At 40.4% G+C, this 12,841-nt stretch carries 11 protein-coding genes; 5 read left to right on the forward strand and 6 right to left on the reverse strand.

Annotated elements, in window-relative coordinates; translation table 11 throughout:
* Positions 1-99: 99 nt before the first annotated feature.
* Positions 100-2,592 carry an alpha/beta hydrolase family protein gene (locus PTET_RS00710; RefSeq protein ID WP_096038084.1) on the reverse strand — a complete coding sequence of 831 codons (2,493 nt, stop codon included), beginning with the start codon at positions 2,590-2,592 and terminating at the stop codon, positions 100-102.
* An 84-nt stretch (positions 2,593-2,676) separates the two neighbouring features.
* Between PTET_RS00710 and PTET_RS00715 the strand changes: the two genes are divergently transcribed.
* A complete protein-coding gene (locus tag PTET_RS00715) occupies positions 2,677-3,744 on the forward strand; it encodes a hemolysin family protein (protein ID WP_028835911.1) in 1,068 nt (355 codons plus the stop codon).
* Here PTET_RS00715 and PTET_RS00720 read toward each other — a convergent pair.
* On the reverse strand, positions 3,741-4,958 hold the full coding sequence (locus PTET_RS00720) for an EAL domain-containing response regulator (RefSeq protein WP_033102921.1): 1,218 nt from the start codon (positions 4,956-4,958) through the stop codon (positions 3,741-3,743). The two genes, PTET_RS00715 and PTET_RS00720, sit on opposite strands and share 4 nt — an antisense overlap.
* A 357-nt stretch (positions 4,959-5,315) precedes the next feature.
* On the opposite strand from PTET_RS00720, the gene PTET_RS00725 reads away from it, so the two are divergent.
* Complete coding sequence (locus PTET_RS00725; protein ID WP_028835913.1) at positions 5,316-6,332, forward strand: metalloprotease; 1,017 nt, start codon at positions 5,316-5,318, stop codon at positions 6,330-6,332.
* Positions 6,333-6,371: 39 nt separating this feature from the next.
* On the opposite strand, the gene PTET_RS00730 is transcribed toward PTET_RS00725, so the two are convergent.
* Entirely contained in the window at positions 6,372-7,682 is a 1,311-nt protein-coding gene (locus PTET_RS00730; RefSeq protein ID WP_096038085.1) for a short-chain fatty acid transporter, read from the reverse strand.
* 170 nt (positions 7,683-7,852) lie between these two features.
* Positions 7,853-8,800: a chemotaxis protein CheV gene (locus tag PTET_RS00735; protein ID WP_013463773.1), complete on the reverse strand. Its 948-nt coding sequence runs from the start codon at positions 8,798-8,800 to the stop codon at positions 7,853-7,855.
* 166 nt (positions 8,801-8,966) lie between these two features.
* On the opposite strand from PTET_RS00735, the gene PTET_RS00740 reads away from it, so the two are divergent.
* Positions 8,967-10,034, forward strand: a complete 1,068-nt coding sequence (locus tag PTET_RS00740) for a potassium channel family protein (protein ID WP_013463774.1) — start codon at positions 8,967-8,969, stop codon at positions 10,032-10,034.
* A complete protein-coding gene (locus PTET_RS00745) occupies positions 10,034-10,225 on the forward strand; it encodes a hypothetical protein (RefSeq protein ID WP_013463775.1) in 192 nt (63 codons plus the stop codon). Before PTET_RS00740 ends, PTET_RS00745 begins: the two co-directional genes overlap by 1 nt.
* Positions 10,226-10,246: 21 nt before the next feature.
* On the opposite strand, the gene PTET_RS00750 is transcribed toward PTET_RS00745, so the two are convergent.
* Together PTET_RS00750 and PTET_RS00755 are read right to left on the reverse strand one after the other, a co-directional pair.
* Complete coding sequence (locus tag PTET_RS00750) at positions 10,247-11,278, reverse strand: cytosolic protein (RefSeq protein ID WP_096038086.1); 1,032 nt, start codon at positions 11,276-11,278, stop codon at positions 10,247-10,249.
* Positions 11,279-11,404: 126 nt separating this feature from the next.
* Positions 11,405-11,860, reverse strand: coding sequence for an EVE domain-containing protein (locus tag PTET_RS00755; RefSeq protein ID WP_013463777.1), 456 nt, complete (start codon positions 11,858-11,860; stop codon positions 11,405-11,407).
* Between the two features lie 83 nt (positions 11,861-11,943).
* Here PTET_RS00755 and tesB point away from each other — a divergent pair, with 83 nt between their 5' ends.
* Positions 11,944-12,801: an acyl-CoA thioesterase II gene (gene tesB, locus PTET_RS00760; protein WP_013463778.1), complete on the forward strand. Its 858-nt coding sequence runs from the start codon at positions 11,944-11,946 to the stop codon at positions 12,799-12,801.
* Positions 12,802-12,841: the final 40 nt, after the last annotated feature.

Here is a 12,841-nt window from a genome sequence, read left to right on the forward strand (position 1 = left end):
TTAATTTTTTTCGGTAACTTTATATTACAAAAAAGAATAATGAAATTACCTTTGTATTGCGCACTTTTTATAAATTATTTTAAGTGCGCATTTAAATGACTACTGGCCGTACATTGAATCCCACCATTGTGGTTCATTTTTTAACTTTTTATCAAAGTAAGCCAACATAGTGTTCCACCAATTAAAGCGCTTATCGCGAGCAAATATTTGATGATCGGCTCCTTTGTACTCAATCATTTCAACATCTTTATTTAGCAGTTTTAGCGCGGTGTACATAGTTAAGCTTTCACCTACTGGCACATTCGTATCGCTGTCACCATGAATAAGCAGTAATGGCGTGGTCACTTTATCGGCATGAAACACTGGGCTATGTTGGCTATAAAGTTCAGAGTTATTCCACGGGAAACTATTTTTAGAGGCTTCGCCTGAGTATAAATATCCCCACCATCCTTCACCCCAGTAAGAAGTTAAGTTTGAAATTCCCGCATGAGCAATAGACGCGCTGAACATATCGGTTTTAGTAGCAAGCAGCATCGTCATAAACCCACCGTAAGATGCCCCTAAATTACCGACTTTACTTCTGTCTACAAAATCATATTTAGCTAAAAATGCCTCTGTGCCTTGCATAATGTCATCGGCGGTATAATCGCCCCACGCATTGACATGTTGCGCTGAAAAAGTTTGTCCAAAGCCCGTTGCACCAGTTGGCTGTACCACATAAACCACATAGCCGTTTGCTGCCCATAAATTAAAAGGGTAACGCCCTGTAAATCCACGAGTCACAGGTGAGGTGCCACCATAGTAATAGACCAGAGCAGGGTGCTTTTTAGTTTTATCAATATTACTTGGCAGATAAACACGACCAGATATTTCTACGCCACGCTTATTGGTAAAGCTAAATTCTTCAAGCTTAGGAATCGTGGTATTGGCATATGCAATCGGGTTTGAATCCCAGATTAACTCCACCTTATTTTTGCTTACGTCAAAGCGCTTGAGTTGTTGGGCGCTTGAAGCATTACTGCCAGAGAGCAGTAGCTGGGTATTGCGAGTATTTGAAAAACTAAACTGTTCTACAATATCAAACCCTGTATCTAACTTTTTAAAGCGTTGTTTACTCAGATCATATAAATACAGTGGTTGGGTGTCTTTTTCTGTCACTTTGATTAACGCATCGCCATTGCTTAGTACTTCCAATGTGCCAATCGCAGGGTCAAACTGTTTACTTAACGCCGTTACTTTTTTAGCGTTATCGGTTAGTAAATACAGCTGGCCATCATAATTATTCGCCAGCATGGTTTGCGGTAGTACTCTGCCTGCGCCATTTTTAAAATCAGGGCCTGCAACAACATAAATATTGTTTGCGGTATATTTCGCTTGATTAAAGGTTTTAAACTTACCTAACGATTTTATGCTGTTGGATTTTAATGTAAGTTCAACCAGCTCAGTCTCTGGATGGGTTGAGGCTTGCATGGCCATTACTGGACGACTTATTAATAGTTTTCCACGGTTGCTATTAGCATCTTCAAGTTGATGGCTTAATACGCCTTCGGTCAGGGCTTTGGTTAAACCACTGTGGGTATCGAGTAAATATAATTGGCTAACCGTACGGGCGTAAGACCAACGGTCTTGCAAGCCTTTATGATGTTTAGTGAGGCTATTGGTTTCTTCAGGTGATTTGGACCAGCTAAAAAGAATACTATTATCGTTGTAATAGCTAAAGTTGCTTGCCCCCTCAAGGCCTGAGGCTAAGGTTTTTATAGCGAAAGTTTTACGGTTTAACTGCTTTAATTCGCCGTTGAGTAAATAGACTAAAAATTGATTATCAGGACTCCAAGTGAATTGGCTAGGCTGCGCTTCTTCAAATCGGTATACCGTTTGGTTATTAGTATTTTTAAGCTCGGTTGTGGTAATGGCGTCGTTGCCTGTTTTATCGCTGTAACGCTTTGTTGTACTTAAGTAATGCTTAGCATCAGGTGACAAAGACAAGCCGCTAATAGTTGGGGCGTCAAACAATTGCTTAGCCGATAAGCGCTTGGTCTTATTTGTCGTTAGGGTCACGGCGTCAGTTTCTGCTTTTGGCACAAACTCTAAGGTGACATCATTCCAATTAGCAACCTGTTGAGCAATGACAATAACGGTGTGTGAGCCGTTATTTAAAGCAAGCTGATAGCGTTGGTTTTCACCACTTTGTTTCTCACCGTTAATAAAAACCTGGCCTTGCTCTATTCCTTTAATGTTTAAGGAGCCTTGAGTAAATCGGTTAGTTTCAATATTAAATTTAAGTGCTTGTAAACCGCCTAAAGTAAGCGCGTTAATTTTATCAAGTGGTTGCCACTTATGCTTTTTACCAAACACAACAAAGCTTTCTTTATTTGATTCAAGTTGTGCAAGCAGATTATTGATAATCACGTCGCCATGCGGTGTTTGAAATGGCTTTGCTTGCATGTCTTCTGCAAGAGGCCCGATAAACTGAATTTTTGATTGATCGAGTGGGGCAGCTAATGCCGTTAAACTCAAACTACTTAATGTGAGTAGGGCTGCCAAGTGAGTAAAACGTTTTGCGTAACGATGCCAAGGTGCGCTTAAATTCATTACTATGCCTATTATTATTGGAGATTTGGCCAAATATAGCATGTATTGTTATGATGCTCATATATCCAATTTAGAGGAAAAAAAGTGACACTATTAATCGTTTACATGGTTACAGCGATTGTGATTTCGTTTCTATGTTCTGTCATGGAAGCGGTGCTATTGAGCATTTCACCTAGTTATGTTGCGCTGCTTCGTAAAGAGCGGCCAGTACTGGCTAAGCAACTAGAGAAGCTAAAAAGTAATATCGATCAGCCATTAGCGGCTATTTTAACACTTAATACTGTTGCACATACTGCTGGTGCTGCGGGCGTGGGCGCACAGGCTGCCGTGGTGTTTTCAGATGCGGCTGTGGGGATTGCGTCTGCGATTATGACTTTATTGGTACTGGTGTTATCTGAAATTATTCCTAAAACGCTGGGGGCTAATTATTGGCGTGCTTTAACGCCTAGTGTGACTTATGGTTTACGTATTTTGGTACTAGTCCTTAAGCCTTTTGTTTGGGCAGCACAAAAGCTAACTAATTTGATGGGTCAAAAGCATAATGAGGCCTATTATATTCGCCAAGAAATAGAAGCAATGGCCGACATTGGTAGTGAGTCTGGGGCGCTTCATGCTGATGAATCAGAAATCATTCGTAACTTGCTGCACTTTAGGCATGCAAAACTAACCGATTTAATGACACCGCGTACGGTCATTTTTAAAATCCATAAAGATCTTACCGTTAATCAATACTTGAGTGAACACGGTTCGTCGTCATTCTCTCGAGTGCTAATTTATGACAAAGACGCTGACGATATCATAGGCTTTGTACATAAAAACGATATTATGTTGGCATATCATCGGTTAGGCACAGATTACAAAATTAGTAAGTTAGTTAAACCTATCTATACGGTACCGAGTACCCAAAATGTATCGTCGCTATTACAAACATTGCTCACCCAACGTACCCACATTTGCTTAGTGATTGACGAATACGGTGATGTGCAAGGAATTGTAACGCTCGAGGATATGATAGAAGCGTTAATGGGCTTAGAAATTGTTGATGAGCGAGATCAATCAACCAATATGCGCGCCGTAGCAAAGCAGCGTTGGCACCAGCGTTTAGCTGATAGTGAGCATATCGTCAGCGCCGACGATAATGAATCTCGTTAGCTGTTTTTTGTTTTAGCAGCTGTTTTTATCCAGTGTTGGGCCCACGAGATAAATTCAGCTTTTGCTTTTGGGCAACTAAATAAAAAGCCCTGTATAGCTAAATTTGTTTGATAATGCTTGAGGTAGGCCAGCTCTTCGGGGCGCTCAACCCCTTCGGCCACTAATTCAAGCTGCTCTTGGGTTGTCATATTAATTAGTGAACTGACTACCACTTGAGAAAACTTATCGGTTTCTATGTGGCTAATAAAAGAGCGATCTATTTTTACTTCTGTAAATGGCAGCTGTTTCAGTTGGTTAATATTAGTAAAACCAGTGCCAAAGTCATCGAGTGAAATACCAAAGCCGAATATTCTTAATCTATTTAAGGTTTCGAGTTGAGTGTAGCTTGAAAGGGCATGCTGCTCGGTTATTTCAAGCACCACATCACTGGGTAAAACATCATGTTTTTGTAGAAGCTGTAATAACTTATTGGGGCTGTTTAAATCATCTAACTGACACGGCGATAAGTTAAATGACAATTTCAAATTTGTACCCAGCTGCTCTTTTAGTTGCTTGATGTCACCACAGGCTTTTTCAAATAGCGTAAACGTAATGTCATTGATTAAATCGCATTGCTCAGCCAGGCTGATAAAACGGCTTGGTAAAATAACTCGTTCGTCTTTACTTGATACAATGCGAGCCAGCACTTCAACACTTTGTATTTGATTGGTGTTTATATTTATTTTAGGTTGATAGTAAGGTGTTATTTCATTATTTTTTAATGCGTTAATTAGTTTTTCTTTAGTGATTGGGCGCTCTTTTACAAGTGTGTGGCTGTTTAACTGCGCTATTTTGGTAAGTAACGTATTTACCTGATTGAGTTGCACAGGCTTAGATAGGTTGCCAATTAAATGCACATTGTGCTGTTTAGCGAGGTCAGCGGCTAGGCTGATTATTTTAGGGTCCATTTCAGAAATAATAACAATTGCACCGCAATAGCCTATTTCACCTAAGTTACGGATCAGCTCCATGCCATCCATTTCTGGCATATTAAGATCGGTAAATATGGCATCAAAATAGTTTATATCAGCTTTTACTTTTTCAAGTGCTTTAACAGGGTTTAAACAGGTGGTTGTGGATTGCGACATTTCGAGTTCATTAAAAATAGCTTTCATGACAATCAAAATGGCTTTTGAGTCATCGACAACGAGTATGTTTGGTAATTTTGTGTGCATTGTTGTCCTTAACTTAACGGTCGTAATTTATATCCCTCTGTTTTAAAAATAGTCGCTTGAATTGTTTTTGTCAGTATTTATTGCTGTTTTAAATTTTAAATATCAGCAAAATCCAATCGACAAATTATTCTATCTTGCTCGTGTTTTTTAGGTGAGTAGGTATACTAGCATCATAATTTATAATGGTTATAATACCAATCCGCAATAATACTTAATCATTTTGAGGGGGCAAGTCAGACGCGAGCTGCGTTAAAAAATTCTCCTTTAGAGCAACTAAATAACGAAGTTTTTGCCTTGCTATCGGCAGGATTTTTCTGCCTCAAAATAGCGCCCCTAATTAAGCGAACTGATATAACAATGATAAAAATCGATCTGAATCTAGCCGAACAACCGTTTACGCTTATGCTAGATAAGCAACAAATTGTAAAAATATTTCATGATCAGCAAGCGATTGCATTTGAAAATCCACGTGAAAACTATGTTGAGTTTATGCTTGATGAGCAGCTAATTGGTATTGATAGCAGTGACGTTAACCAACAGAGTATTGCGCTATTTGTAGATAATCAGTTTGCCACTCAGCTGGCTTTACCTGTGGCGGCGCAAGGCGAATCTAAAAAAGGCTTTTTGGGACTTGCGGCGCTAGGCTTTAAGTTATTTAAAAGTGCTAAGGTTGTTAAAGTGGCGCTAGCGAGCGCATCGGTGGCCGGTTATGCTTGGCTGTTTACCATTGAATTTGCGTTAATGCTGATTGCTTGCCTGGTGGTACATGAATATGGCCACGTACGAGCTATGAAGTATTTTGGGATAAAAACCAAAGGCATTTATTTAATTCCTTTTGTAGGCGGGTTAGCCGTTAGCGACGATAAAATAACTACGCGCTGGCAAGATGTGGTGATCTCACTAATGGGCCCTGCCTTTGGTTTGTTTACCTCAGTGTTAGGCGTGGTGCTTTATTACGCCACAGAAATGGAAATATTTGCAGGCGTTGCGGTACTTAGTGCACTGCTTAACTTATTTAACTTACTGCCTATTTTACCGCTTGATGGCGGACATGTTTTAAAAAGTATTAGCTTTTCAATGCGTTCATGGGTGGGGCTGAGTGTATGTTTATTGGGTGTGTTATTTGGCTTATGGCTTAGCTATACGTTTGGCTTAATGTTGCTGGTGTTCTTTTTGTTTGTTGGCGCACTGGAAATTGTATTTGAATGGCGCGGCCGTCATTACTCGCATTTATTGCCGCTTGATAAATATGGCCAAGGCTTTTCAGCGGTCATGTATGCGCTGGTGGTTGCTGGCCATGTAGCAGTGATGATGCACTTTGCTGACTCTGAAAACGCGATATTAAGCTTGCCAATGAAGATTTTATCGAGCTAAATAAGTGCGGGCTGTAATATGAGTTACAGCCCGATTATATTAGTAAAAGCTTAATACCAACGAAATAAACACCCCAGTAATAATCAGCTGTACCACGCAAAAGCCCATAATGTCTTTAGCTTTTAATCCTGCAATGGCTAATACCGGTAATGCCCAAAAGGGTTGAATTAAATTAGTCCACGCATCTCCCCACGCCACAGCCATAGCAACCCGCGCCATATCTGCACCAAGCTCTTGTGCTGCCGGGATAACAATTGGCGCTTGTACCGCCCATTGTCCGCCACCTGAGGGTACAAACATATTAACGAGTCCTGCACTAATAAAGCTGTAAAATGGCAAGCTATCGGCATCCGCTATGGCAATAAAGCCCTGTGATATTTGTTGCGCCAGTCCAGTATCTACCATGACCGCCATAATGCCAGCATAAAAAGGGAACTGAATTACAATTCCTGCGCCACTTGGAATCGCTTGTTGTAGGCTATTTAGTAAATTGTGGGGGGTCTGATGTAGTGTGATAGCTAAAAATAAGAAAAGCGCTATCACACTGTTGAGATTTAAGCCGCCACCTGCGATAAAAAAGTAATAGCCTAAGTAGGCAAGTCCGAGTAAGCCAATGCCCATACCTAGCAGTTTGCTTTGCTCTAAATGTTGAGCAGGGCGTGTTATTGCGACTTTATCAGTTAGGGTATTTTCAAGCAGTGAAGGATCAATATAAACACTGTCTTTTTCATTCGGTAGCATATAGCGGTTAACCAGTGGCATAATGATAAATAAGCCAATCAGAATCGCAATATTAAAGCCTGCGAATAAGGTTTGCTGTGTGCCAATAATACCCATAGTCGCCTGTGAAAAATGCCCTTCGGTGGCAATGGTGAGTGGTACGGATCCCGCTAAACCGCCGTGCCATACTACAAAACCTGAGTAAGCACTTGCCACTAATAGCCGATAATCCACTCGAGTCTGTTTAGCAATGGCTTTAGCAAATAAAGCCCCAATCACTAAGCCAAACCCCCAATTTAGCCAGCTTGCTAAAAGCGAAATAAATGTCACTAAAATAATGGCTTTTGGGGCCGTATTAGCAAGCGTTGCTAATTTTGTTAGTAACATACTTATTAACGAGGTACTGGCAAGCATGTAGCCTGTTACTAATACCAATAGCATTTGCATGGCAAAGCTCAGTAAGTTCCAAAACCCGCTACCCCATGATGTTATTACCTCAAGTGTGGTTGCAGGGGTCGCTAAATTCGCAATGACTAAAGTAATAATGGTGAGCAAAATAACAAATATAAATGGGTCGGGTAAGTAGCGCTCGACGAGCTTGGTAAATGGACTGGCAACTTTATTAAGCATAATTAATAACGAGTTAGTGAAAACTTATTTGTTAATTAATCATGAAATCTTAGGATTAGCAAACACCGCTTTGAATAAACGCTCAGTAAAGCAGACTTTTTAAAGGTTGTTGATGAGGGAATGTCGCTAGCAAATACTTACCTTGGTCGGTATTTGCTAGTTATGCTCAATTAAGAATCACCAAGCACTTGCTTTAAGCGATTTTGTACTTCTTGAACGAGTAAGTCGGGCTGAAATTTTGATAAAAATGCATTACAGCCTACTTTTTCCACCATGGCTTGGTTGAAGCTACCACTCAGGGACGTGTTAAGCACCACATGTAAGTTTTTTAAGCGATTGTCGTTACGTATTTCATAGGTTAAGCGATAGCCATCCATCGAAGGCATTTCGGCATCGGTAATCACCATTAGCAGCTCTTTTTCAACATCGCGTCCTTCATCAGCCCAGCTTTTGAGCATTTGTAGGGCTTCTAGACCGTTACTGGCAGGAATAATTTCGATACCAAGCTGCGATAACGTATCGCTAACTTGTTTACGTGCTGTTGGCGAATCATCGGCGTGCAATATTTTGCGTCCTGCAAATTCGTTTACGATGGTTTCATCCAACACCCCATCAGTAATATTGACCTCGTACTCAACTATTTCAGCGAGTACTTTTTCTACATCAATAATTTCAACTAATTGCTCTTGGCCATCACGCTGTACTTTAGTTAGTGCCGTAATATAATGATTTTTACCCACAGAGCTGGGGGGCGGCATAATGTCAGACCAGGTCATATTCATGATTTGATCAACCTTGCCAATTAAAAAACCTTGTGTGGTGCGGTTATATTCAGTTATGACCAGATTACAATCTTCACCATATTCTTTTTTAGCCATAGAAATGGCTTGGCGAAGGTCAATCACTGGGATAGATTCACCGCGTATATTGGCTACACCGGTTACCTTAGGGTGAGAGTGCGGTATTTTGCTTAAACGGGGAAGCTTTACCACTTCTTTTATTTTAAATACATTGAGTGCAAATAAATGGCGGCTATGCAAATAAAAAAGTAGCAACTCTAAACGATTTTCGCCTACAAGCTGAGTACGCTGATCAACTGACGCTAAAACACCTGACATAATAGACCCATATTTTTCCTCATAACTTTATAACTATAGTTTACTCTTATTTTTCTTCATAACGAACCGTGAATATTTCGATTACAGTAAAACGTTGCTTAAGTGTTATCATGTGCAGTATCGTGTTACTAAATGATTTAAATAATCAATCGATTAACAAAAAATTATGCATCATATTTTTAAACGTATTGTTGTGCTGTTGCGCAGCCATATTGATCAGGTAAGTTGGCAGTCTGTTGTAATAGCAACATCCTTACATATGCTGCTTACTTGGTGCTTATTGTTAGTGGCAAATGAGCAGGCACTGCTTTCACCGGGTACTTTTTTTTACTACTACACGGTAACCACTTCAACGGTAGGGTATGGGGATTTAAGTCCATCAACTGACTTAGGTCGTTGGATTGTCGCATTAATACAAATACCTTTTGGTTTGGCTTTATTTGGTGTCTTGTTGGGTAAAACAGGACAAACAGTAACTTACTTAATTAGGCGCGCTATGACTGGTGATAAAAACTTTGCTCACAGTAGCAATCATATTATTATTTTTGGTTGGCATAATGCTCGTACCAAAAAAATGATCGACTACATTTTGGCTGATACTAAGCGGACAGATCGCCGTATTTTATTAGCGGTTACTGAACAAATAGAGCATCCGTTTTTAAGTAATGAGAATGTTGATTTTGCTCGCCTAACCAGTTTCACCGATTTGGATGAATTAGAACGCGTTGCCATTCGCCACGCCGATAAAGTGATTATTGATGGCCAAGATGACGACCAAACATTTACCACCGCACTGCGTATTAGTCGTTTAGTCAAAGAAGATTGTCACATAAGTGCACACTTCTTTGATGAAACGAAAGTGGAAATGTTATTAGAGCATTGCCACAACGTAGAGTGTAGCAGTACTAAATCGGCAGAGATTTTAGTGCGCTCAATGCAAGATCCAGGCTCAAGTCGTGTACAAGAGGAACTATTATCAACCTTGCATGGTGATACGCAGTTTAGTTTACAAATCCCTAGTAATGTAAAAACCATGGAGTTTGGCAAATTATTTCATCACTTTAAGTACGATCATGATGCAATATTGTTAGGTGTGGCTCATAATTTAAGTGCAAAAAATATGGATTTAAATCCGCCTTTAGATTATGCAGTAAACGCCGGAGATATTTTGCATTACATTGCGCAAGAGCGAGTATTGAGTAATGAAGTTGACTGGCCTAGCTTGGAAAAATAATGACTGAAATTGCGTTTTTAATTATCGTTTTATGTGCTTACATTTTCCCTATTATGATAATTCTTAACAGTAAGCGTAGCCAAGGCCATGAAAAAAATGGCTGGCTAGTAGGCGCTATCTTCTTTTCGTGGATAGCGCTGATTCTTTACTTTTCGATTGTGCCCAAGCAAGGGCACGCCAAGAAAAAGTAAAGAATGAGTACCTTTTGTTACTTATTCTAATTGTCTCAGCTTATGCTCAACCAGCGGGTCGTCTGGCGCTAGCTGTTGAGCCACTTCTAATAGTTTAATGGCATCATTTGGATTTTCATCTTGATGCTTAATGGCTACGTCTATTAAAGGTTGAATATCAATTTTTTCTTGGTGCTCTTGCACGTGCGCTGCTTTTTCGTCGATTAAAATAGTGTGAGCGGTACTTAATAACGCTTGACGATGCGGCGAATTAGCATTGGCTTTATTAAGTTTTTTATAATAATCCTCTTTTAAACGCAGTGTTTTTGTTTGTAGCCTAAATTGTGCAATGTCGATTTGTTGATTAGCAATAAAATCAACAGCCACTTGTTTATAAAACCCAAACTTATTTAAATAAGTGGCATGGGTGCCGTGCCCCATCCCAAACACGCGTAAGTGAGTGAGCTGCTGGTAGCGTTTAGCGTGTTGGCGGTCAATGCGGTTGGTTGGGTCGTAAATAATGTAGCCCTGTGCATCCCCTAAGTCCAAATCATGGTAGTCACCTTGCCAGTCATATTGCTGGGCAATGTCGGTACTTGAGCGGTCATCCCAAGGGGCGATAAGTTTGTTTTTAGTGCTAACAGGATGGAAAAGCAGTACTTTGTCGAGTTTGAGTAATTTAGCAAATGCACCCACAGCAAAGCCGCCACGACTAAGTCCATAGCCTAGCTTGGTTTCAAAAGGAGAGAGTAGGGTTGATAGTTGCTCAATAAAAAAGATTAAATTGCGGTTACGAAACCAATTACTTTTACCCAAATGCTGAAACGCAATAATATTAACGTTTTGCTTTTGTGCTAAATGATAGCCCCAAGGTGCAAAGTCTTCGTTCAAATCACGCTCTTGTACATCAGTACCGGCAGGTGAAAAAGTAAAAAGCAGGGGTTTTTTGAGATCAACAAAGTGATATTTTACATACACATCACCGAGTAAATCCCCACCAGAGGTAGGTAGTTTTGCTTGCTTCTCATTATCGCTGAGAGTTAACCATTCATCTAACCAGTATAGTAATTTCATTTTTCCTCCAGTGCGCACAAGCCGCAGATCATAGCAAATCTGAGGGCATAAGAGAAATTGAGCCAAGCTATGCTGCGCTGGTGGAGTGCCTTTTTAATGGCAAAATGTATGTTACCTTTGCGACTATTAAGCCATGTTCAAAATTTCATTCCAGTCATTTTCGGTCACTGGCATGACCGATAAACGTCCCCCTTTTTTAAGTGCAATGTCTGTCACTGACTCATTTGCCTTAATTGCTTGCAAGCTCACTATGCTACTGAGATGAGAATGGTAGGTTACTTCCACCACAAACCAACGGGGGGTCTCAACGGTTGCTTTGGCATCATAATAATCGCTACTTAAATCAAACTGAGTCGGATCAGGGTAAGCGGCTTTAGTGACAATTCCTATTCCCGCAACGCCAACCTGTTTACAGCTAGAATGATAAATCATCACTAAATCACCTTGTTTAACATCATCGCGGATAAAGTTACGCGCTTGGTAGTTTCGTACGCCTTCCCATAACGTGGTTTGTTCAGGTGCATACTTTAAGTCATCAATTGAAAAGGCGTCGGGTTCGGTTTTAAATAGCCAAAAAGCCATATTAGTTTTCCTCACTCAGTGTGTTGGTATTTTTCCAGTATTGTATAGTATCATTTAGAAATTAGGGGATTGAGGAAGAAATAATGAGCCAAGTATTAGATGATTTATTGTCGTTGTTATCACTTGAAGAAATTGAACAAGGTTTATACCGAGGACAAAGCCAAGACTTAGGTTTTAGAGCGGTGTTTGGCGGTCAAGTTATGGGGCAAGCGCTTTCAGCAGCCAAAGAAACACTGCCAGCGGGGCGAATTGTTCACTCATTACATTCTTACTTTTTACGCCCAGGCGATGCTGCAAAGCCGATAGTGTATGACGTTGAAACGATTCGCGATGGTAAAAGTTTTAGTACGCGTCGTGTTAGCGCGATTCAGTACGGTAAGCCTATTTTTTACATGACGGCGTCGTTTCAAGGTGATGAACAAGGGTTATCGCATCAAGCGACCATGCCAGATGTTCCTGCCCCTGAAGAGCTACGTTCTTCATTAGAGTTTTATCAAGAAAATGCACAGCATATTCCAGAAGCTATCCGTAATAAATTTATTCGTGAAATGCCGATTGAAATGCGCCCAGTGAATTTTCATAACCCCTTTAAACCAGAAGCCATTGAACCAGTAAAACATATTTGGTTTAAAGCCAATGGCGATATGCCTGACGATCAACGTATTCATAACTATTTATTGGCGTATGCGTCCGACTTTGAATTTTTACCAACCGCATTACAACCACATGGCGTATCGTTTATGCAGCCGAATATGCAAGTGGCGACGATTGACCATGCTATGTGGTTTCATCGTCCGTTTAGAATGGATGATTGGATTTTATATACTATTGATAGTCCAAGCGCGAGCTCAGGAAGAGGGCTGGTACGTGGGCAGTTTTTTGACCGCCAAGGAAACTTGGTAGCCTCTACTATTCAAGAAGGGGTAATGCGCCAGCGCTAATCCTAATACCTACTATATTGAATAACTTCAATATAGTGGG

The sequence above is a fragment of the Pseudoalteromonas tetraodonis genome (assembly GCF_002310835.1).
Taxonomy (GTDB): domain Bacteria; phylum Pseudomonadota; class Gammaproteobacteria; order Enterobacterales; family Alteromonadaceae; genus Pseudoalteromonas; species Pseudoalteromonas tetraodonis.